Below are 23,498 nucleotides of genomic sequence, written 5' to 3' on the forward strand. Positions count from 1 at the left end.
TATGAAACATATGTTTTATATATCTTATGTAGAAATCTATTATTATTTTTTCTTTTCTTCACTTGAGACCCTTGCTCATATTTTAAATTATTTTTTTGACATGGGAAAAAATGAAAGCCAAGTAAAATTCTGGGGAAAACTGTTTTCTGAAATAGAATCAAACCCCATAAAACAGCAACTTATATCTTTTAATGAATCTATAAAAGAGACCATAGAAAAAAGAAATTCTTTTACGCATAGGTTTCCTCAAAACGAAAATGATTTTCGCACGACATTAACCACCACCGAAGGGAGAAACCTTTTACAATGCAATATGAGAAAGCGCATAAAAAATGAGGAATTTTTACAAAACATTACAGAATCATCAAAACTGTTAGAGTCGTTAATTAATAACTTAAAATTAGAATTTGACGACATAGTGTAAAATACTAAATAGTCACACCATCATATTGCACTTCATTCAAAACAGACGGAACATTACTTTCTAATTTAGGACTAAACACATCCTTACTAACTGTATAAGTATGTAGTTTATCTTCAGAATAATTAAAATTCACTAGCTCTTTAATTTGAGTATCAGATACGCTTGAAGATAGCCATGCTTTGACATGTTCTGCATCCAAAATTAAAGGCTGACGCTTTTTAACGTTGTGGATTTTAGCAAATAATGGTGAAGCTACTTTAGTAATGACTGAAAACGTTACATAGGTTCCAATAATAGTATATATTCCTGCTAAGGAAAGTGGTTCTCTATTACCATTTTGAATAAAAAACGGATATTTCTTCTTCTCAAACTCATGAGGCTCATAAAAACCTGTTACCGGAATGATACAGCGTTGCTCGTGAATGGCATTTTTATAAATGAAGTGATTGAACAGTTTTTCAGCACGTGCGTTGAGTCCGCCACCATATTTTACAGCTTCTTTGTAATACGGGTTTATTTGATCCGGTGTTTTAGTATAGGGCACAATACCCCAAACACCAGGTGCCAATACCTCTGGCTTTTGCTGTGGGATGACTAACATATTAGGATGCGTGAATCCGTTTAAATGATATTGAGGCGTATCGAAAATAGAACGAACATCTTCAGCACTTAATTTCACACCAAAATGTTTGTCTAGTCTTTTAGTTTTGGAGGTGGTTGCCGTATGGAAACACATGAATAAATCTTTTATTAAATCCAATATACTAAAAAACAAATAAAGCATTCTTAATATTTAAAAACGCTAATTACACAATCACAATAAAACACACACCTCTCTGCAATTCAACGAATTAAAAACAAATAACTAGTGAATCCTGAGGATATTTCTTACTTTCAAATTAACTAACTTACTAACCTACAAATGTTTCCACAAATCTACCAAGTAAAATTGGTGTCATACACCTATGTATCCCCTTTACATTGGACTACAATCCTAATGGCTTCTATTCTAACCGCAATAATTATATTTCAATTATTAAGAATACTATATAAGCCTAAAAAAAATTGGAAAGTAAAGCTCAACTACCTGAGTTTAACTTCAATTTACCTCGTTCTCAATTTAACAAACAACCTACTTCCCAATAAAAATGTGCCATTGCCAGTTTTAATCCAACTAAGCATAGAATGTGCTTTAGGATTATCTGTATGTTTATACACTATTTGGTATTTATATACAGAGTTTAATATTTCAACTAAACACAAGATTTTTAAGATTAAAAATTTAATTAGAACAATGGCCTTATGCTATGTCTTACTGTTTATTTTACCACTTTATCTAACTAGATCTATCCAATTAGCATACACCTATTTTTTAATCTACCCTATTATTCTCGCCATCGCTTTTGTGATTAGCTTTGTATTTACCGCTAGAAAATTTATATCCTATTCTAGTGATTTTAAATTTAGGACTTACTTGGCTCTAAGTGCAATTGTTTTTTTAACGTTCTTGCCCGTGCTTACTTGGTTTCATGTTTTTGAACCTTGGATTATTTCAATGACTAGTATTTCATTTCTTTTAATATCTGTAATAGAATTGGATAGTTATCTATATAGAATTAGAAATGAAGCTGTTATAAAACTCGTAAAACAACTTCATCCCGAATTTACAGATAGGGAAAATGAAATTGCCCTTCAAATAATAAAAGAGTCAAATTACAAGGTCATTGCTAAACATATGTTTATCGCAGAAAGCACCGTTAGAAAACATGCTTCTAACATTTTTAGTAAATCTAATTGCTCTAATAGAAGTCAGTTTATAAGCAAATTTAAAAAAACACCCCTCTGAGAACCCTTACTATCATTGAATGCGTATGTTTGTGTAGTACATCTACGCAGAATATACGCATATTTAAATACCGTTAATAAATCAATTTTCGGACATTTATAAAGCCCTTCCCAAAGTATAGAATAAGAAAAGACATAGATACTCTTTTAGGAAAAACTACTAAAAATAATTTCTCTAACTAAAAACTATACTAATGAACTATCAAATCGAATTAACAAAATTTCAGAATGAATTAAATGTAATAAACAACTCTACAAATGAAATTATCAATCAAGCAAACGCTTCCATATTACTAAGTAGAAATACGCTTTCAAACTTAAAAAAAATCATGTTTCAAATTGGATTCAAAACAGTTGATGATGAAATCCACTTTTTTAAAGTCACCAAACAAGTTCCCCTAATACAAATTGTTTATTATACTGAAATTCGAAATTTTGAATTAAACCTTCCAAAGGGAAGTGAAATAACTCAACAGGCTTATATCCATAAGAAATTAACCGAAATAGACCAATTCTTTGTTAGAAATATACACTTTAACCAATATGTTATTTGTGGCCATACCCACTCCGATAAATTATACTTCACAAGATCTGCTGCAGACAAAATACCGTATTCATGTTCCGATTTATATTTTAGAGATCCAGAATTTAGTACAGCATATGATATGCTACTTGCTAAACATCAAGCCTTCCTTTTGGTCGTAGACCACTTAAAATATAAACTAACTGGAAATAAGAGTAAAACACCAAATATAATTCCCCTTAAATGGACAGCTACCAAAAATGCTCTCACAGAACTTATTTATGGATTACACCAAAGTGGTGCATTAAATAATGGCAATTCAACATTAAAAGACATAGTGCATTCTTTTCAAATTATGTTTTCATGTGACTTAGGAAATATTTATCAGAAATATGCCGAAATGAAATATAAAAACAATGAGCTTCCCACTTTTTTAAGCATGATGACTAAAAGATTTTTAAATAATATTTCGGATCCTGAAGATTAATTAAAGAACAGAGTTCGATAGAACTACGGTTAACTATTTTTTGAAATAATTCCTAGTAAAATACACTATACACGAGCAAACTCACCATGCTTTTTACCTGATTTTAAACCACTTAATACTGTTTACTTACAAATGTTAAAAATTAACCGAGTTCGATTCAACTCCTGCTAAAAACTCATTTAAAGTATTGAGATTTGTAACATATTAATTTTTAAAACCTTACAATATGCCAACAAGTATTATTACCACAGAAGATCTTTCTGAATTCAAAATTGAATTGCTGAAAGACATTAAAACTTTATTAAACAACAAATCTGAAGCCACTTTAAAAAAGCATTTACGTTCATCTGAAGTTATGAAACTACTACAGATTAGTTCTGGCACTTTACAAAATTTAAGAATAAATGGCACCCTTCCCTATTCAAAAGTTGGAGGACTTATTTATTATGATGCAGAAAAAATTCAAAAGATGCTAGACGATAATCGTATTGAAGATACATTTAAATAAAACCTTATGAACTACATAAAACATCTTAATTCCGTTTTTAAAGTATTTCAGAAAGACCCCAGGCTAAACCCTTCGCATATTAGTCTGTATATGGCGCTCTTCCAATATTGGAATTATACCAATTTTCAAGACCAATTTTATATTTCTCGAGCTGAAATTATGGGGATAGCAAAATTGGGATCTACAAAAACCTATTACCGTTGTTTAAGAAACTTAAATGATTGGAAATACCTTTTGTATTTACCTTCTCATAACATGTACAAGGGTAGCCAAATTAGGATGCTCAAATTTGATACAAGTAGGAAACAAGCAAGGAACAAGGAAGAAACAACTTGTAAACAAGCGGTAACACCAATACTAAACTTAAATAAACCAAATAGAAACTTTATACAAAGTAAGTTACCAAAAAACGAAAATGAAGTTTTAGTTTTTTTTAAATCTAAAAATTGGCCGACTATTGAAGCACAAAAATTCTACAATCACAACCAGGCGATTGGATGGACGATTGGAGGAAAATCGAAAGTCGAAAACTGGCAAGCTTTAGCTTCTAATTGGATGATAAAGGCCGCTGAAATAGAAAAAAAATCTGCAGTGTCCCATTTCAAAGACAACCTCATAACCCAAAACAATAAAGATTATGATCAACCTCTATAAAATTACCGAAGGAGACGTAGAATATACTTTGGGAAAAATGAACGGTCAAATGATCTCCTACGATTTTAAAAAAATCCTGGAGTATTTGGAGGCCAAAGGCAAACTGATGTTTGGAGAGCAGTTTAAAATATACAAACAAGATCACGATTTGATTCTCAAATTAAGCTGTTATTTTATCAAAGACGAATCCTATTGCGAAGCTCGTGGAATTGATTTAAACAAAGGTATTTTGCTTTCAGGACCAGTTGGAAGTGGAAAAACAAGCCTTATGAAATTAATCAGAAATTTATCCTTAAACAAAAGGAAGATTGAGGTGGTGCCGACTCGAAATATAGTCTTCGCCTACAATCATTTGGGAACAAAAACCATTGAAGATTTCGGGAATAGGCACTGCTACTGTTTCGATGATTTAGGTATTGAACCTATGGGGAAATATTATGGCAATACGTACAACGTTATGGGAGAAATCCTCTTATCTCGATATGAGTTGTTTCTTGAAACAAACATAAAAACCCACCTGACCACCAATCTTAACGCTGTGGAAATTGAAGAACGCTATGGAACACGAGTCCGTTCTAGAATGCGCCATTTATTTAATCTGATAACATTTGACAAAGACACTACAGACAAACGTATTTAAAACTAAACCTTATGAAAATAGCAACTTTCAATATTCAAAATTTATTTCATCGCGATAAAAATCTTATCCATGTAAATCCGAGTAAAAATCTAAAAGATTGGATTTCTGAATTGGATAACCTAATGACCATTAAACATAATTCTGAAGACCAACGTGATCGTATCAAAGAACTTTCATTTTTAATTGGTTTCGAAAAAACCATAGACAAACCCTATGCTGTGCTTCGTAGACGAGCTGGACACCTGTATTTAAAAGGCATTGATCATTCTTTAGAACATAAAGCCAGTTATTTAAACTATTGGAATGGGTGGATTACATTACAAACCACGCCTATCCCCTATACTGCAGTTGAACATAAAGCCAGACTGATTGCAGATATTAATGCTGATGTCTTACTGCTTCAAGAAGTAGAAGATCGTGGATCTTTAGAAGAATTTAATCATCAAATATTACCAAAATTTTATTGTGAACCCTACACCCAATGTATCGTTGTACAAAGTAATAAATACAATGGATTAGAAATGGGAATACTGCTTAGACAGGGTTATAATCTCCTTGGTATTAAAACACATCAAGATCAAAATTTCATTCAATACGATATCGAAACGCCAAAAGGAAAAACGATTCATATTATCAATTTGCATTTAGACAAGCCAACTACCGACTTAAACCAATCTCATTTCGATCGGAAGTTACAAACCAACCAAGTGGCAAACATTTACAATCAACTACTCCTAAAAGGCCTTAAAAACATCATCATTACTGGCACATTACAAGTCCCTTCATATTGTGATTCTTTATCCCCTTTATTTAAAAACACAACTCTAAAGGAAGTCACCAAACATTTATCTTTTGAAGTCGTTTGTGATCATGGTTCTGATCGTTCATACTACAGATTAGGTGCCTATAGAAAAGGCGTAAACATCAAACAAAAAGACTATATGCTAGTGTCTCCCAATCTATGGAAATCATTAAAAGATAGTGGCATGAATCGTAAAGCTATGTGGCCGCCACACAGACCACATTGGACGGTGTATCCGAGCTTAAAACACAAAGGACAAGCCGCGAGTGAACACCCCATTATTTGGGCTAAACTAAAATTGTAAATCAGAATGACTTATTTTTTAATCTCTTCAACCAAACCTTTAATTCAGTATAAGTTGATAGCATAATTTCCTTAAACACAAGGACGGTTTGTATATAAAACTGTTTCATTTTTTTAAGTTTGAATTAATGGTTTGGTTTATTTTAAGAGCAATTTGATGGATTCCTTTTTTACTTGATAAATAAGTTTCATCTTCAGGATTCGATAGAAATCCGAGTTCTAAAAGCACACTAGGCGTATCATTTACCAAATTTCTAAGCACATGAAAGTTTTCAAACTTAACTCCTCTACTTTCTAAATTCTTAAACTGTGTCAACTGTTTTTCTAAAACATAGCCCCAATAGACCGCATCTGCTTTAAATCTTCCACTTTTGCTATATGCATATACTTCTACCCCATTTGCATCTTCATGAGTTGTATTATTACAGTGTAACGACAAAAAAAGCATGGGTTTTAATGCTTTTGCTAGTCGCGTGCGATTTTTAAGGGCGATTAACGTATCTGTATACCGCGTTAAATACATTTCTAAGCCCGATGTTTCATCCATCCGATTTTGCTCAATCATTGCCTTTGCAATAGCTAAAACAATATCCTTTTCCAGTTTTTGTTGGTGGCTGCCAACGGCTCCCGAATCTATACCGCCATGACCAGGATCAATAATAACAACCTGACCAAAAACAATATTGCTTAACATGAGCATGCCAAATACAATTACAATATGTATCGTCCTGTGTTTCATTTTGTTAAAGTTTTATTACACAAAATGAAGCGTTTTCTCTAAATCCATGATAATACTCTAAAAATTAACAGTTTGAAATGTTAATTTTTTCAACTTCTCTATCATTTCTTTGATTCCCTCATAGATTCCATAATGAAAATATTCACTAACTGCCTTTTAGGGCTAAATCTATGTATTATGAAAAAATCAACTTTTCTTTTTTTATCGTTTCTATTAGCATCGCTATCGGCCTCTGCTCAAATTGGAGGTATTGAAAATTCTGTAAATGATGTGTCTGACACCATCAGAACCATCTTCCCAATTATTCTAGGGGTTATCTTTTTAATCGGATTCTTATTTAATGCCGGTCACTTTTTTGGAGAGAATGCTGATCTAAAAAAGGGAATTACTCGTGTCTTAGTTTTTGTTCTTATCGCAGGCGCTGTAGTGGGAATTTTCACATATCTAATCGGAATTGTGGTCTAATGAAACGCTACGTCATATACAAAGATATTCGTAAGCGTGCCATCATATTTGGTTTGCCTATGCTGTATTTCGCTGTGATGATGATGGTGATTATTTTATCGCTTTTGGTAATCATCTTCTCTTTCAGCTTTCAGATGGTTATTGTTGTACTTATCGCAAATGCAGGACTCTATATCCTACTTACAAGACTCGTAAAGCATCCCTTTCACCTACAGCTGGGCAATACCTTTCCAAAACTTATAAGCAATAAGCAATGTTCAAACCTGAATTATGAATAAAATTAATCTTGCACAATATCACCCGATTATAGATATTCAAAACCATATCATTTTTGCAAATAATGGCCATGTAGTTTTAGGATATAAAGGCGACTTACCTGAAGTCTATTCACTGGCTGAAAAAGATTTTGATGACTTGCACACCAATTGGTTTCAAGCTATTAAATCCTTGCCTGCTGGTTGTGTGATTCATAAACAGGATATGTATTTAAATCAAAAGTATAATTCAGAACAGCTGCCAAATAATACATTTTTAGAACGTGCTACTCACGACCACTTTAAAGACCGTAGTACCATCACTCATGACTGCTACTTGTTTTTTACCCTTCCTAAATCGAAAGGCACAAACTCCAGTAAATTTATTAATCCGTTTAAAAAACCGTCGATTGCAAAAGCAATGGAATCCACTGATCTAGTCCTTGCCTTTATTAAGGCCGTATCAGACACCATTTCCTTTCTAAATATGTCTAAGCATTTCGTATTTACTCCACTGTCAGAATCTGAAATCCTGGAGTATACCAGAACCTATTTTAATGGGTTTAATACGGAAGTAGATACGGATATACTATTGGATAAATCAGGAGCTCAAATCGGTGAACATCATTTTGATGTCTTAGCCATAAACAGCGAATTGTGCTTTGATGAGCATGTACAATCTTGCAAGAAGAATAGCAATTTCACTTCAGATGATTTTGTGTTCCATCAGGGGTTTATAGATGGTTTGGGATTAACCTTAAACGACAATCACATTATCAATCAAATCATCTATCTCGACGACAAACAAAAATGGCGAAAACTCCTAGATAAAAAAGTAGACGAACTGCAGAAGAGTTCCAATTTCGGATCTCAGAACAAAGTGATTCTTGAAAAGATTCAGCACATATTATCTCAGATCAATCAGGACGATAGCAGTCTTGTGGTTCGAGGCCAATTAAATGTAATGTTTTGGTCAAAAGATGAATCTAGATTAGATACGATTGCTTCCAAAATTAAAACAGAATTTAAAGATATAGGGATGATTCCATATGCTCCAAAAGGGCACGAACGCTCTCAATATATACTGAATAATTATTGCTGCTTCACCTCTAACTTTTCTGATGATGATTTATATGTAACCGATTTAAAACATGCCCTTTGTTTACTCATCAACACTAGTAATTACAAATCTGATGCTACAGGTATTCTCTTCAATGACAGGCTAAATAACACCCCTGTTTTCAAGGATGTTTGGGATGATGACAAGAAACGCATTAAAGCGCGGAACTTTGCCATTTTTGCACCTACGGGAGAAGGAAAGTCTTTTTTAGCTAATAATATTCTGCGTCAATATTTTGAAAGTGGTGTGCGCCTAGTCATCATAGACCTTGGCGGCTCCTATTCCAAATTCGCAAAACTTTATCCAAATGATCATACCATTTTAAAATACAAATATGGTCACAATTTAGGGATTAATCCCTTTTACTTGGCACAATCTGAAGAGCTAACTACAGATCGTCTTGAAGATTTAAGCGTGTTTTTATTGGAACTATTTGCTGCAGGCATCGAAGTCAGTAAGGCACAAACTGTGGCCCTTAAAAAGATACTCGCACATTATTATAAGGACGTTATGAATGGCCATTCACTTCAAGGGCTGTATTCATTTATTGAACAAAATCAAGGTACTTTATTAGCCGATTTAAAGATTCATAAAGACTATTTCAACATTACCAACTTTTTACACATTATGTCTGAATATGTTGGAGACGGCATGTATAGTTTTCTATTTGAAGTGAACGAAGATCAATCCTATAAAATTGAAGACAAGCGTTTGATTGTCTTTGAACTTGATGAAGTCAAGGATAATAAAGAAATTTTATCTGTGATGCTCAAGCTTATTAAAACAGCCATTCAGCGTACCATTTGGCAGAATCGTTCGGAAAAGGGAATCATCCTTTTCGATGAGTTTGCTAAGCAACTCAAATTCGATAATGTCTTGGAGAGTGTAGAATTCTACTATCAAGCCATTCGAAAACAAAATGGAGCCATTGGAATTATTCTGCAGTCTATAAACCAGTTACCAAACTCGAGTACCTCGGCTAGTATTTTGGAAAATACGCAAGTGATATACAGCTTAAATAACGAAAAAGGTTACGATGAATTAAAGGAACGTTTGCATTTATCTAGCCACGATCTAAATCAGCTCAAGTCCATTAAAAACAATCTCACGGGAAACCGTAAATACACAGAAATATTTATCAAAATCGGAAAGGAAAGCAACATTTTTAGGTTAGAAGTTCCCAAAGCTGTTTATGCTGCTTACCTCACAGATGGAGAAGAAAACGAAGATATCATGGCACTTTATGAGTCCTGTGGTTCTATGGAAAAAGCGATTACAACATTCATTTCAAAATCTTAAAACGGATGCCTTATGAAACCAAAAATCACACTTTTAATTCTAATCATTGCTTTTACGTTTACCTGTAAACTAAGCGCACAAGGGATGCCTGTTTATGACAATACCAATTTTGTAAGTTTAGTAAAATCACTTGTAGAATCTGCAAAACAAACCTCCCAGCTTATACAAACGGTTAAGTTTTTAAAAGATCAAAAGGAGAATATAGAGAAAGTAAACGCCGTCATCCAGCAACTCAAAGCAGTGAAGGAATTAGCTAAAAATAATGAACGCTTATATAACGTTGTTCGTACGGATTTACGAGACATACTAAACTCCAAATATATAAGGTCAGACGAAGTAAATCGCATTTCAGACACCTTCAATGCAATTATGGAAACAGCCATTGAAGACCTCGATTTTATTGATCAAATTCTATCTAGTAATTTTCTAAAAATGACTGATGCAGACCGTTCTAAAATCCTTAAAGAAAAGGAAAAGGAGTCCAATAATATGGTGTCGGAAATTAGTAATAAAACCAAACGTTATCGTGAAATCATCTCGTTTAGAGAAATGCAGGATTTAATAAACAATAGAGCTAAAAATTACTAAACACTCCAGATTATGATACTTATGAGCATTGGATTAGAATATGTAGATGCCATTTTTCAGACTATAAAAGGCAGTGATTTTTCACTATATGCCATGACGGGTATGAAATCTTTAGCGGTTTTGTTTTTCCTAGTCAATATTTTAAAGAAATACAATGAAGGTGTTGCTAGTAAGGATGGGTATACTTGGGGCTTAAGTCCTGGAGAATTGGCTAAGAATTTTACCGTGATTATCCTTGTGATTTTTTCATCTCAAGTGCTAGGGGTTTTTGACAGTATTTTGGTAGCTATTGAAACAGAGTATAAAACAACGGCTCCTGCTCTACTCCCCCTTCAAATGCAAGATATTCCTTTAGAAACCGATGTAGGCATGTTGGATATGGCTACTAAAGCAATGGCATTATTATATGATGCATTGGTGACTCCGCTATACGGATTTAAAATTCTAGCCTTTATTATCAGTTTAGGATTATGGCTTATCGATTTGTTTATTTATCCGCTCTTTTTAGCTGAACGCTATTTTCTATTAGGGATCCTACAAGCCTTTTTTCCTTTGATTATAAGCATGGCTGTATTTGAAAAGTTTCGTCCCATGGCCTACACCTTTTTTAAATTATATGCAGCAGTGTATATGCTTGTTCCAGCGTTCTTTTTTGTCAATGTATTTGTCAATGCGGTTTACACTGAAATCAACACGACGTTTTGGGTAAACCTTTTTGGGTCGCAATTCGGAAGCGGCATATTCGCTCCTATAGTTGATCTCGGGTCTATCGGATTTATAGTCTTCCTAAAATTCAAATTATATAAACGTGCTACATCTTTCACCTTTAAACTTTTTAACTAAATGAAAACGCCTTATAAAAATATTTATAGTGTTCTAAAACTCAATAGAATTATTGTGATTTCCTTGGTGGTCTGCACACTTTTAATCTGCTGTTTTGCAACTTGGATTGTTTACGATACTCATAAAAAAGCGCTTAATAGTGCCTTTGCAATCAGCACCAATGGCGCTGTAATTCCGTTGTCTTGGGTGACTCAAAAAGAAAACTTAGAAGTAGAAGCTTTGGCGCATATAGAATTATTTCACACCTACTTCTATGATATCGATGCTAGTAATTATGAGTCTCACCTTGAAAAAGCCTTATGGCTTGGCAATAGTTCTGTAGATAACCTATATCGGCAGAAAAAAGCAGATGGCGTTTACAACCGCTTATTACAATATTCTTTAGTTCAAAAGGTACTCAGAATAGACACCCAATTAGATTTAACGTCTGAACCTTACCAATTTCAAACGGTAACTGTTTTTGAAATCAATCGCGGTACTACTATAGATACGTACGAGCTCGAATCCTCTGGAGACTTAATTATGGTCGATCGGAATTTCCCTAAAAACACCCACGGGATGCTGATAACCAATTACTTTGAAAACACACTCAAGAAAGTTCAAGCCAAAAACTAAAAAACAAGATATTATGAAACTCAATAAAAACAAAATAGTCTTTGGAGGTGTGATCACTGTCGTACTTATTTTCCTAGTGAGTTACTCGCTACTTTTAATTAATGAATCTGAAGACGACACAGGCACTTTAAAACAAACGGAAGTCCCTTTACTAGAAGACGACAAGCAAACCTACAGTTCGAAACTTGATGCGATTAATGACCTTAAGGAAGTTAGAGAAACCAATGCACCTAGTATTTACGATGAAAAACTAATGGATTCTCTCGGGTATTTTGATGCGGATTTTCAGGAAAAGGAGAAGCAACGTATTGTAGATAGTATTTATAAACAAAATAGAATTAACACTTCCAATCGTGATTATAGACCTAAAAAAGAAACTGTTGAAATTAATCCAACAATTAAAACTGAAGACAGTTTAAACCAGGTAGAAGCTGATCGTATAGAACTCAAGGAAATCGGATTAGAACACCAACTCTTTTTTGCGTCCAATCCTAAGTTTCAAGACAAAATAAACGTGGAATCTACCATACCTCCAATTCCTGTTGTCGTAGACCAAACTCAAATCGTTAAAAAAGAATACCGTTTACAAATGCGGCTTTCTGAAGCAACCATTTTAAATGGGCATTCTTTTCCTAAAAACACTAAAGTCTTTGGTTTTGTAAGTTTTAAACCGAATCGCGTGATGGTAAACATCTCTAACATTAATCATCATAAAGTGAATCTAAAAGCTTTTGATTTGCTTGATGGCTCCGAAGGTATTTATTTTGAAAACAGTTATCGGGCTGAAGCAAAAACCGAAGTCATCGGGGATATTGTTGATGACATTAACATCTCCGGTGTTCCACAAATAAGCGGTCTTAAAAGCGTGTTTTCTAGAAGTAATCAGCATGTTAAAGTCACCATTTTGAATAATTACAAACTCCTATTAAAACCAACACTATAATCTTTAAATCTCTGCACTTATGATACGTTTTTACATTTTCTCAATTAGTTTACTATGTTTCAGTAAAGCCTTAGCACAACCTAAACCCATAATAGACACCCTTTATGCTAACGACCATCAAGCTATGGCGCTGTTCTTCCCGGATCCAATCCGTCAAGCCATTACAGGGTCAGATGATTTTATATTCACTTACAATAGAGAAAACAAGCAACATTTCGGATTACTCCAGGGTAAGCAAAGTCAAGATAGTAACCTTTTAATTATTAGTGATAGTGGATTAGTGTATTCTTACATTTTAGCACATAAACCACAACTCAAAGAATTTAATCGGTTTGTTGCAACATCAGAAGCTGTTGGTCATGAAAAACAAGTATATGATAACATCAAACCTAAAATAAAATCCATAACAAACGCTACTAAAACAGTAGATTACAATGCTGAATTCTGCCAATATTTAATCACAAAAAATAAAAACAATTCCATCAGGAAAACGAAAAAACACGATATAACTTTAGAACTAAAAAACATTGTGTATAACCAGAACAAATTATACGCCATCCTAAAAATCATCAACAATTCCAGTCTAGATTACGATATTAATTACCTAAACACAACTGTTGTAACTCGTAAAAAAGGCAAAAACAAATCTATGCAAAGTCTATTTGTAGCACCAAAATTTGTTTACAATATGCCAACACGTGTTTTAAAGAAACGTTCTCAAACTGTTGTTTATGTACTTCCTAAGTTTTCAATTAGTAATGATAGAGTGGTAAATTTTACGCTTAATGAAAGTGCTGGGGAACGTGATTTGAGGTTGAAGGTTTCTAGTAAGGTTATTAATGATCCAGATTAAAGTTTGCTTTTGAAGTTACTAAAATTGAAAAACCAATATAAAATAGAGTATATTGAAGTCATTTGACTACAAATTAACAGAGAAGTGTTAAAATTTAAAAAAAAGAGTAAATGTTGTACCTATGTTGTACCAAGCATAAAAAAAGCCGACTATAAATAGTCGGCTTTCTCTTATTGTGCGGGCGGAGAGACTCGAACTCTCACACCTCGCGGCACTAGATCCTAAGTCTAGCGTGTCTACCAATTCCACCACGCCCGCAATAAGGTGTGCAAATATAAAAATTACTTTCAATAAACAATTCAACTTTTGAAAAAAAATTCAACATTTTTGTATTTTTGTAGGAAACAGAATAATTCCACATGAAAAATATCTCGACTTACATCGAAAATAACAAGGATAGATTTTTAAACGAACTTATCGAATTACTTAAGGTACCGTCTGTTAGTGCCGACTCAGCATATAAAGACGACGTTTTAAAAACTTCAGAAATCGTTAAAACACGTCTTGAAGAAGCAGGATGCGATCACGTAGAAATTTGTAAAACCGATGGCCATCCAATTGTTTATGGTGAAAAAATCATCGACAAATCGCTTCCAACTGTGCTTGTTTATGGTCATTACGACGTACAACCGGCAGATCCTATCGAACTTTGGACGTCTCCACCATTCGAACCTGTAATAAAAACTACCGAAACACATCCCGAAGGTGCTATTTTCGCGCGTGGTGCATGCGACGATAAAGGTCAGATGTACATGCATGTAAAGGCATTGGAATTCATGACCAAAAACAATGAGTTACCATGTAACGTAAAGTTCATGATTGAAGGGGAAGAAGAAGTTGGTAGTGTAAACCTAGCAACCTTTGTAAAAAACAATCACGAGAAACTTAAAAACGATGTTATCCTGATTTCAGATACGGGAATGATTGCGAAGGATGTGCCTTCAATCACCACAGGATTACGCGGATTGAGCTATGTTGAGGTTGAGGTTACCGGACCAAATCGCGATTTACACTCTGGACTTTACGGTGGTGCTGTTGCAAACCCAATCAATATTTTAACCAAAATGATTGCGTCTCTACACGACGAAAACAATCATATTACCATTCCTGGTTTTTACGACAAAGTTGAAGAATTATCGACAGAAGAACGTGCTCAAATGGCTAAAGCGCCTTTTAATTTAGACAACTATAAGAAAGCTTTAGATATAGACGCTGTTTACGGCGAAGCTGGTTACACAACCAACGAACGCAATTCTATCCGCCCGACGTTAGATGTTAACGGTATTTGGGGAGGTTATACTGGCGAAGGTGCAAAAACCGTTATCGCAAGTAAAGCATTTGCAAAAATCTCTATGCGATTAGTGCCAAATCAGGATTGGAAAGAGATAACAGGCTTATTCCAAAAACACTTCGAAAGTATTGCTCCAGATGCAGTAACTGTAAAAGTAAAACCTCATCATGGCGGACAAGGATACGTAACACCTATAGACAGCATTGGTTACCAAGCGGCATCGAAAGCTTATACCGATACGTTCGGGCAAGCGCCAATTCCACAACGAAGCGGAGGAAGTATTCCTATTGTATCGCTTTTCGAAGACGAATTACAAAGCAAAACCATTTTAATGGGATTCGGATTAGACAGCGACGCCATTCACTCGCCAAACGAACATTTCGGAATCTGGAACTACTTAAAAGGTATCGAAACCATACCAATGTTCTACAAACACTTTACAGCATTGTCTAAGTAATTTTAGACTTCATTTATAAAAAATCCGTTCAATATCGTGTTGAGCGGATTTTCTATTTAATCCCATTTGGGCGTTACCTAAAGGTCGCGCTTTCCGTTATATCTTTTTATTACCTTACCTCAGCAATTTTATGCCAAGCACCTTTAAGCTTCAATTAAAATGCATTCTTATCATCTCATAAAAAGGATGCCACTGCAATCACTAACGCAAAAACGTCCAAATCATTAAAATATAGAGCAAACACAATAATCGTATTTGTTTTTGTAAATTACTTCAACTTTTTCGGGAGACCTTTTCATCTTCTGACCATTAAGTAATAAATACGTTTTATGAATGACAAGCATATTTTAGAACTTTTTAGAACCGGTCAGCGAGAACAAGCATTTTGCAAGTTATATAGCTTATATCCAAAAATAGAAGCCTTAATTCTATCTAAAGGCGGTCAGAAACAAGACGCTTCAGATGTATTCCAAGAAGCGCTCATTATCTTGAATAGAAATCTCGAAAAGTCAGATTTTAAACTCACGTCTTCCTTTTACACCTATTTATATTCGGTTTCACGATTTATATGGAAAGACACTCAGAATAAAATCACCAAAGACAGCTTACAAAATTTAAACGCACTAGAACTAGAACAGGCTCAAAGCGTTTTAGAAGAACAAAAATACCAACGTGCCGAGCGTGCATTCCTCGAATTAGGAGAGCGATGTCAGCAACTTTTACAACTGTTTTATAACAAAGCTATGTCTTTTAAAGACATCGCGCATGTTATGCAATTTAAATCCGAAAAAATTGCAAAAAACCAGAAGTATAAATGCTTAACCAAAGCTAAAGACATCTACAAAACAAATCAATCCCTTCAATCTTAATTCGAGACATCATGGAAAATCATATAAAAGACATCGCGTTTATCAATGGGTATTTAAATAAAACATTATCTAAAAAAGAAACACTCTTTTTTGAAGAGCGGTTAAAAACAGATTCGCAATTCAACAGTTTGTTTAAAGAGCACACCACCCTTATAGAAGGCATTAAACGTCAACAATTAAAAGCTGAAATTATTTCGGGTAAAAAAATATACACGAGATACAAATGGCTTAAATATTTTGGATTCACGACTCTAGCATTGGTAATTATTATTTCCGTATTTATTTTTACTACGGCCAATAATTCAGAGGTTATAAAAAAAGATAACAGCACTATAGAGGTCGTTACTCCTACTCTTTCAATAGACACTTTAACATCTTTAAAAACAACCACTGACACAGTCGTGGAAAAAGAGATTACAAAAGCCCCCCAAGAACAAACAAAAACAGATGTAGTAAAACCCGAGGTAAAAACAAAAATTGCTAAAATTGAAATCCCTAAGAAGCCTTTTCAAACCATTACTTTTAATGCAGACAAAGACACCACAATTGTTTGTAAAGAAGGCACTAAACTAACAATAAAAAAAGGGTCTTTTCTAGATAAAAACAACACCGTAATTACAGGCAATATAGATTTAGAAGTCACAGAATATTACACGCTTTCCGATATGTTATTAGCTCAATTATCTACGCAGTCTGATGAAACACTATTAGAAACCGGAGGCATGCTAAATATAAAAGCTTTCCAAAATAATGCACCCTTACACTTGGCGCCAAATACAACCATTGAAATTTTATTTCCTAGTAAAACACAAAAGAAAGGAATGCAACTTTTTTCGGGAGCATGGGATAGTGGAAACATAAATTGGACACTTCAAAATAATAGTGACACAGAAGTCGTTGTAGTTGAAGAAGTCGTATTAGACATGGTACAAGAAGAGCAGGTAGATATTCCCTTTTCGATTGTTGAAATTCCTCCAGCATATCCTGGTTGCGAACATCTTGAACCTTCGGCGAGCAAAAAATGCACTAGTGTCGCCATTAGTAAATTTGTAATGGCCAACTTTAACACTGAAATCGCCATGAACTTGGGATTAACAGGAAGACAAAGAATTAATACAATTTTTAGGATTAATCAAGAAGGCAGACCTGTATCTATCACGTCTAGAGCATCTGACCCAGAATTAGAAATTGAAGCGAACAGAGTTATAGCCTTATTGCCTAAAATGACACCCGGGAAACAAAGAGGAAAAACAGTAATCGTCCCCTACTCTTTGCCCTTTGTTTTTCAGGCCGAAAGCAATCAACTATCTGCTCTTACAGGAAGCACGCCTCGAAAAGAAACTCTAAGACGAGATTCCATTGTAAACAAAAAGTTTGAAGACAAATTAATCGAGAACCCCGCAAGCGTTAAGGCCTACGAACTAAATGGTTATATTTTAAGAACTTCAAAATTAGGCTGGATAAATTGCGATCGGTTTATTAGAAGAACCAACATACCATTTAAACTTAAAATTAAAAATGCGGGCGACGACATTAGAGTTAGCATGGTTTTTAAATCTATAAAGTCCATTATACCAAGTAGCAAAATCGGTGATGTATTCGATTTTAAAAACGTTCCTAAAGATGAAAACGTAGTGCTTATAGCTATTAAAAAAGATCAAGGAAAATTATACTTAGGAAATTTAGAAACTAAAACCACAGAACATCCCAATATAGAATTTGTTTTTAAGGAAATAACCTTGGATAATCTACACGATGAAATAGAGCAACTACACAGTACGTTTTAACTTAAGGATAGTGTAAACCTAAAAAAATCCGTTCAATAGCGTGTTGAACGGATTTTTTATTTACACCAATTTGGGCGTTACCTAAAGGTCGCGCTTTCCGTTATATCTTTTTATTCAATATTAACTTTCCTCAGCATGTTTAATCCCATCGACTTTAGTCTTCAATTAAAACATATCGGTATCATGGCTAAAAAGGATGCCACTGCAATCGCTAACGCAAGAGCCTATGGCTTATTTCAACTTTATAAAATCATTACAAACTTAGTCTTTAACAATCTTATAGACCCCTCTTTTATTTGCACTTTCTACACTTAAAAAGTAAACGCCTTTAGCCAAATCATTCAGCTGTAATTCGGTAGTTTCTTTGTCCGAAGTTAGATTTAAAACCAACTTCCCAGACACATCGTAGAGTGTAAAATCTGCACTTTCGGCAACAGATCGTTCTACCGTTAAATGAGATTGCACGGGATTAGGATACAACTTAAGCTCCGATTGTAAAAATGTTGGTAAACCTAAAGTACCAAACTCGTAGCAATCACTAAATTCTGTACAAAATCCCGAAGTAATTTCAACTTTATAAGTTCCATTTTCAGTAGGCAAATAGGTTTGAAATGTTGCATCTGCAATAGCTGTACCCGTAGTACAATTATACCATTGGTACGTTGCCGACTCCTGAATTGCTTTTAAACTATTCCCGGTTTGGACTACAGCATTATCAACTCCCACCAATCCTGCTTTAGTCGCCATATATCCTGCGGACAATTTAGACAGTTCATGAAAAAATTCTAAATTAAAAAGCTCGAAACGATCGTCGCTAGAATGATATTCTGGATTTTGATCATCTTCAGACCACGCTTCTCCAATTAATACGGCCGGATATCCACGATTCCAAAAACTAGCATGATCACTATATTCTGTTCCTGGGATAACAATATTTGCATTTAACTTAAACGGATACGATTCTAAAACAGCAACTATATCGTCGCTCATACCTTTAGAACCTTCGTCATTTTTCCTTACATCAATATCGAAACTTTCATCATTATCACCATCATACCCAATCATGTCTATATTGTAAACACCTAAAATGTTATCGCCATTGGCTTTAGCTTGTTCAGCATAATATTTGGATCCAAACAATCCTATTTCTTCATCATCCCAAAGGGCATAAACAATAGTGTTTTCTAAACATTGACCAGATAAAATTCGAGCCACCTCTAAAAGGGCCGCCACTCCACTTGCATTATCATCTGCACAATAATCTGTTACACCATCGTAATGTGCGCAAATCATATAAATTTGCTCTGGATTGGTAGTTCCTAATTGGGTGGCTATAACATTTCGTTTGCTATCATTATCATCTATAAATTGATACTGCACCTCTATATTTTCTAACTTGTCTAACCTTTCAAACAAGTATTGGGCAGCCAAATCATTATTATTATACTTTCTGTTTAGAATTGTAACAGTATTACCATTAACTACTGTAGGTTGCTCGCCAGAAAATTCGTTAACAGTAAGTGATAATGAGTCTAGGCTAACTGCATTAATAATATCGGTAACTGTTTGACTATAGGTACAAGTAAAACTCAACATACTGCAAAGTAAGCTTAGACCTAATGTATTCATTTTAGAAAAGGGGAAATTCATTCGTTTTATAATTTATAGCGCTATAATTTTAGTTGGCTTTAAGGTTGATATTTTTTTTATGGCACTAATAATTAAATTGAATTTCTAATTTATTTTCAGAACACTACAAAATACTCGTTAAAGCGAATTGAACTTTAGTTTAAAACCTTAAATAAGAGGTGTCGACGCAAAAATAAAGCACAATAAAAGCGGGCTGTAAAAAAATTTACAGCCCGCTTTAAAACTCTTAAAGTATTTAATTTTTATAATTTTTTCACGTATTTGGTAATAATCACAATTTGTTGACTGCCCACTTTACCTTCAATATATTCGGCATTCTCATGATCTAAACGGATATTTCTAACCGCAGTTCCTTGCTTAGCAACCATACTAGATCCTTTTACTTTTAGGTCTTTTACCAACACTACAGAATCTCCTGTTTCTAGAATAACCCCGTTTACATCGCGGTGAATTATTTTAGCACTTTCATCTTCATGTTCTCCTGTTGCGCGAGCTAACGCCATAGCTTCATCATCTAGATACATCATATCTATTAAATCTTTTGGCCAACCTTCTCCGCGTAAACGTTGTAACATTCTCCAAGACATAATTTGTACGGCAACATGCTCGTTCCACATACTATCATTTAAACAACGCCAATGGTTTGCATCCATATCGACGTTACCTTCAATTTGCTCTAAACACGTATTACAAACCAATACACTATTATCTACACTTTCGTTTAACGAAGGTGGAATAACATATTTTTTTAATTGCTCTTTAGATGTGCAAAGCTCGCAACTAGATTGGCTACGTTCTTCTAGGGTTTGTAAAACACTCATAATTTTTTTATATTTTTAGAGCTGCGAAAATACGGTTTAAAACGAATTACGACAAACGTTTAATTACTTTAGCAGTCTTCATTATCTTATTTAATACACAATTCTTAAATTACTCTGAAAGTCCAAAAGGATTTTCAATACTATGTGCTGGTTCTGTAAACCATTTTGGGCCGTTCTCTGTCATATAAATATGATCTTCTAAACGTATTCCAAATGCATTAGGAACGACTAACATAGGTTCATTACTAAAACACATGCCTGGCTTTAAAACCGTTTGATCTGTTTTTACCAAATACGGCCATTCGTGAATATCTAAACCAATACCGTGACCCGTTCTGTGCGGTAATCCAGGTAAATTATAATCTGGACCTAATCCGTTTGCTTCTAAGGTTTTTCTAACTGCACTATCTATAGACCCACAGGTTTCGCCTAATTGAGCCGCTTTAAATGCTGCAAACTGTGCTTCGCGTTCTAAATTCCAAATACGACGTTGTTCGTCTGTAATTTCTCCATACACATAAGTTCTTGTAATGTCCGAAATATAATCGTGAAGCATACAACCTGTATCTATTAACACCACATCGTTTTCTTCTAAATCTTTAGGTTTTTTCACACCATGCGGAAAAGAAGTATCCACACCAAACAACACGATGCAGAAGTAAGAGCCTTCGGGAGCACCGTAACGCTTATGAGCTTCATGAATAAAATCGACCACAGTTTGTGCCGAAATTCCTGGTTTTAAAATACGTGCTACCGCTTTATGAATATCCATAGTAATATCCATTGCTGTTTGCATGATTGCAATTTCTTCATCAGATTTAATCATTCGACAACCTGCTGTAATAGACTTTGCATTGACTAATTTATAATCGGTCTGACAATTTAAAACACCATCTATAATAAAAAACGGAGTCACTTCATCCATGGCAATCTTACCACTTGAGATTCCGTTTGCTTTTAAAATAGAGACAAGCAATTCAAACGGACTTTCATGCTCTTCCCAACCATGAACTAGACCTTCGAACTCCATAAAATCTAGAATAGTACCTTCTTCAAAATGTGGCGCGATATAATGAATACTTCCGTCTGTTAATAACAAAGCACCAACCATGCGTTCGCTAGAATTCCATTTTGTCCCTGTAAAATAAAATAGATTTGTACCCGCATGTAAATAAACTGCCGATACATGTTCTTGCTTCATTAATTGTAATGCATGCTTTATACGCTTTGGATAAGCATCACTTTTTATAGGTTGTACTAAATGTGCTTTGGATTGTATTGCAGCTAATTCGGCTTCAACTGTAGAGCCTCCTAATCCTAATGTCATCATCCTTTACTTGTTGTTTTTCATTATTAATTCAATGTCCTCTATTTCAATTGGCATCGCTTCCGTAAGATTACGATTACCGTCTTCAGTAATTAAATAATCATTTTCTAATCGGCAACCAATGCCTTCTTCTGGGATATAAATTCCAGGTTCGCAAGTGAGTACCATACCTGCTTCAAACGGACGATAATACAAGCCTACATCATGAACATCTAAACCAATATGGTGAGCCGAACCGTGCATATAATATTTTTTATACAATGGTTTTTCAGGGTCTTGTTCTGCAACATCTTTAGCATTTAAAAGCCCTAATTTAATTAATTCTGTTTCAACCAGTTTTCCCATTTGTTTTTCATAATCTGCCGATAACACTCCAGGTTTTAATAATTTACTTCCTGTTTTTAAACAATTTAAAACCGAGGTATACACTTCTTTTTGACGTTTTGAAAACGTTCCATTTACAGGAAAACATCTTGTAGTATCGCTATTATAATTGGCATAACAGACTCCAAAATCCATTAAAATCATTTCACCATCCTGACACACATCATCGTTATCGTTATAATGAAGCGCACAAGCGTTTTTACCAGAAGCAACTATGGGAGTAAACGCATGACGCGTAGCTCCAGATTTTGTAAGATGATAAATAAGTTCTGCTTCAATTTCATATTCTTTTACGCCGGGTTTAGTTGCTCTTAATGCACGTTTAAAACTCTCTACACTAATATCGGCTGCATGTTGCATTAAATCAATTTCTTCAACAGATTTTACAGGACGTAATGCACGTGTAAGCTTTGCAACTCGGTGTAGATTATGCAATGGATATTTTTCTTTTATCCATAAAATCATACGATCCTGCTGTGTTTGCTGATTATAGGTAATGCGTTTTACATGTTCGTTATGTCCTAAATAAAAACCATCGGCTTCGAAAGCCATAAATTGTAATAGTTTTTCGAAGTCATGTACCCACTCTACACGTTTAACTCCAGATATTTCTGCAGCTTGTTCTTTTGTTAATTTGTCGCCATCCCAAATTTTAATTTGTTCCGATGTTTCTTTAACAAATAATATCTCGCGGTTTTCTACTTTATTAGCATCTGGGTATAACACTAGAATAGATTCTTCTTGATCGATACCCGACAAATAAAACAAATCGTTATTTTGGGTAAACCCCATCATATCGTCTGCATTATTATGCTTAATATCGTTAGACGTTAAAACAGCAATGGTATTAGGTGCCATACTCTTGCTAAAACGTGCTCTATTATTTTTGAAAAGTGAATTTGAAATCTGTTTATATCGCATATATTTGGATTCTAAATTGATGAAAAGTATCCAAATTTAAGGTTATTTTTTTAGCTGAAATCGGTTTTCGGCATCCTCATTTTGAT

At 34.3% G+C, this 23,498-nt stretch carries 23 protein-coding genes and 1 tRNA gene; 17 read left to right on the plus strand and 7 right to left on the minus strand.

The window, feature by feature from the left end:
* Window positions 1-10 precede the first annotated feature (10 nt).
* Window positions 11-424 carry a Cthe_2314 family HEPN domain-containing protein gene (locus BN863_RS15610; protein ID WP_242404109.1) on the plus strand — a complete coding sequence of 138 codons (414 nt, stop codon included), beginning with the start codon at window positions 11-13 and terminating at the stop codon, window positions 422-424.
* A gap of 4 nt (window positions 425-428) precedes the next feature.
* Here the strand turns inward: BN863_RS15610 and BN863_RS15615 are convergent, their stop codons facing one another.
* Window positions 429-1,208 (minus strand): SOS response-associated peptidase, encoded by a 780-nt coding sequence (locus BN863_RS15615; RefSeq protein WP_316930366.1) that lies wholly within the window; start codon window positions 1,206-1,208, stop codon window positions 429-431.
* Between the two features lie 213 nt (window positions 1,209-1,421).
* On the opposite strand from BN863_RS15615, the gene BN863_RS15620 reads away from it, so the two are divergent.
* The 6 genes from BN863_RS15620 (at window position 1,422) to BN863_RS15645 (ending at window position 6,187) form a co-directional block, all read left to right on the plus strand.
* Window positions 1,422-2,270, plus strand: a complete 849-nt coding sequence (locus BN863_RS15620; protein WP_038532152.1) for a response regulator transcription factor — start codon at window positions 1,422-1,424, stop codon at window positions 2,268-2,270.
* Between the two features lie 193 nt (window positions 2,271-2,463).
* Window positions 2,464-3,279: an RteC domain-containing protein gene (locus BN863_RS18150; RefSeq protein WP_051774894.1), complete on the plus strand. Its 816-nt coding sequence runs from the start codon at window positions 2,464-2,466 to the stop codon at window positions 3,277-3,279.
* Between the two features lie 226 nt (window positions 3,280-3,505).
* Window positions 3,506-3,787, plus strand: coding sequence for a helix-turn-helix domain-containing protein (locus BN863_RS15630; protein ID WP_038532153.1), 282 nt, complete (start codon window positions 3,506-3,508; stop codon window positions 3,785-3,787).
* A 6-nt stretch (window positions 3,788-3,793) separates the two neighbouring features.
* On the plus strand, window positions 3,794-4,441 hold the full coding sequence (locus BN863_RS15635) for a hypothetical protein (RefSeq protein ID WP_038532155.1): 648 nt from the start codon (window positions 3,794-3,796) through the stop codon (window positions 4,439-4,441).
* Window positions 4,425-5,081, plus strand: a complete 657-nt coding sequence (locus BN863_RS15640; protein ID WP_038532157.1) for a P-loop NTPase family protein — start codon at window positions 4,425-4,427, stop codon at window positions 5,079-5,081. The genes BN863_RS15635 and BN863_RS15640 overlap by 17 nt, the downstream gene beginning before the upstream one ends.
* An 11-nt stretch (window positions 5,082-5,092) precedes the next feature.
* A complete protein-coding gene (locus BN863_RS15645; RefSeq protein WP_038532158.1) occupies window positions 5,093-6,187 on the plus strand; it encodes an exonuclease/endonuclease/phosphatase family protein in 1,095 nt (364 codons plus the stop codon).
* 105 nt (window positions 6,188-6,292) lie between these two features.
* Here the strand turns inward: BN863_RS15645 and BN863_RS15650 are convergent, their stop codons facing one another.
* Complete coding sequence (locus BN863_RS15650; RefSeq protein ID WP_038532160.1) at window positions 6,293-6,925, minus strand: N-acetylmuramoyl-L-alanine amidase family protein; 633 nt, start codon at window positions 6,923-6,925, stop codon at window positions 6,293-6,295.
* A gap of 177 nt (window positions 6,926-7,102) precedes the next feature.
* Here BN863_RS15650 and BN863_RS15655 point away from each other — a divergent pair, with 177 nt between their 5' ends.
* The 7 genes from BN863_RS15655 (at window position 7,103) to BN863_RS15690 (ending at window position 13,905) form a co-directional block, all read left to right on the plus strand.
* On the plus strand, window positions 7,103-7,390 hold the full coding sequence (locus tag BN863_RS15655; RefSeq protein ID WP_038531316.1) for a hypothetical protein: 288 nt from the start codon (window positions 7,103-7,105) through the stop codon (window positions 7,388-7,390).
* Window positions 7,391-7,660: 270 nt separating this feature from the next.
* Window positions 7,661-10,063 (plus strand): TraG family conjugative transposon ATPase, encoded by a 2,403-nt coding sequence (locus BN863_RS15665; RefSeq protein WP_038532163.1) that lies wholly within the window; start codon window positions 7,661-7,663, stop codon window positions 10,061-10,063.
* 12 nt (window positions 10,064-10,075) lie between these two features.
* Window positions 10,076-10,651, plus strand: coding sequence for a conjugal transfer protein (locus BN863_RS15670; protein ID WP_038532165.1), 576 nt, complete (start codon window positions 10,076-10,078; stop codon window positions 10,649-10,651).
* Between the two features lie 12 nt (window positions 10,652-10,663).
* The gene (locus BN863_RS15675; protein WP_038532166.1) at window positions 10,664-11,494 is read left to right on the plus strand and encodes a hypothetical protein; all 831 of its coding nucleotides are present in this window, start codon (window positions 10,664-10,666) and stop codon (window positions 11,492-11,494) included.
* Entirely contained in the window at window positions 11,495-12,109 is a 615-nt protein-coding gene (locus BN863_RS15680) for a conjugal transfer protein TraK (RefSeq protein WP_038532169.1), read from the plus strand.
* 13 nt (window positions 12,110-12,122) lie between these two features.
* A complete protein-coding gene (traM, locus tag BN863_RS15685; protein WP_038533803.1) occupies window positions 12,123-13,052 on the plus strand; it encodes a conjugative transposon protein TraM in 930 nt (309 codons plus the stop codon).
* Window positions 13,053-13,071: 19 nt separating this feature from the next.
* Complete coding sequence (locus BN863_RS15690) at window positions 13,072-13,905, plus strand: DUF4138 domain-containing protein (RefSeq protein ID WP_038532171.1); 834 nt, start codon at window positions 13,072-13,074, stop codon at window positions 13,903-13,905.
* Window positions 13,906-14,081: 176 nt separating this feature from the next.
* Here the strand turns inward: BN863_RS15690 and BN863_RS15695 are convergent.
* Window positions 14,082-14,163, minus strand: a tRNA-Leu gene (locus BN863_RS15695).
* A 101-nt stretch (window positions 14,164-14,264) separates the two neighbouring features.
* Between BN863_RS15695 and BN863_RS15700 the strand changes: the two genes are divergently transcribed.
* The 3 genes from BN863_RS15700 (at window position 14,265) to BN863_RS18155 (ending at window position 18,309) form a co-directional block, all read left to right on the plus strand.
* Window positions 14,265-15,653 (plus strand): dipeptidase, encoded by a 1,389-nt coding sequence (locus tag BN863_RS15700; RefSeq protein WP_038532172.1) that lies wholly within the window; start codon window positions 14,265-14,267, stop codon window positions 15,651-15,653.
* A 329-nt stretch (window positions 15,654-15,982) separates the two neighbouring features.
* A complete protein-coding gene (locus BN863_RS15705) occupies window positions 15,983-16,522 on the plus strand; it encodes an RNA polymerase sigma factor (RefSeq protein WP_038532174.1) in 540 nt (179 codons plus the stop codon).
* 11 nt (window positions 16,523-16,533) lie between these two features.
* Complete coding sequence (locus tag BN863_RS18155; RefSeq protein ID WP_051774895.1) at window positions 16,534-18,309, plus strand: hypothetical protein; 1,776 nt, start codon at window positions 16,534-16,536, stop codon at window positions 18,307-18,309.
* Window positions 18,310-18,570: 261 nt separating this feature from the next.
* Here the strand turns inward: BN863_RS18155 and BN863_RS15715 are convergent, their stop codons facing one another.
* From BN863_RS15715 to BN863_RS15730, 4 genes are all read right to left on the minus strand, one after another.
* Window positions 18,571-19,959 (minus strand): M28 family peptidase, encoded by a 1,389-nt coding sequence (locus tag BN863_RS15715; protein ID WP_084817563.1) that lies wholly within the window; start codon window positions 19,957-19,959, stop codon window positions 18,571-18,573.
* Between the two features lie 242 nt (window positions 19,960-20,201).
* Window positions 20,202-20,780: a PhnA domain-containing protein gene (locus BN863_RS15720; protein ID WP_038532177.1), complete on the minus strand. Its 579-nt coding sequence runs from the start codon at window positions 20,778-20,780 to the stop codon at window positions 20,202-20,204.
* 109 nt (window positions 20,781-20,889) lie between these two features.
* Complete coding sequence (locus BN863_RS15725) at window positions 20,890-22,110, minus strand: M24 family metallopeptidase (RefSeq protein WP_242404043.1); 1,221 nt, start codon at window positions 22,108-22,110, stop codon at window positions 20,890-20,892.
* Between the two features lie 3 nt (window positions 22,111-22,113).
* Complete coding sequence (locus tag BN863_RS15730) at window positions 22,114-23,412, minus strand: aminopeptidase P family protein (protein WP_038532181.1); 1,299 nt, start codon at window positions 23,410-23,412, stop codon at window positions 22,114-22,116.
* Window positions 23,413-23,498: the final 86 nt, after the last annotated feature.

The organism is Formosa agariphila KMM 3901 (genome assembly GCF_000723205.1).
Classification (GTDB): domain Bacteria; phylum Bacteroidota; class Bacteroidia; order Flavobacteriales; family Flavobacteriaceae; genus Formosa; species Formosa agariphila.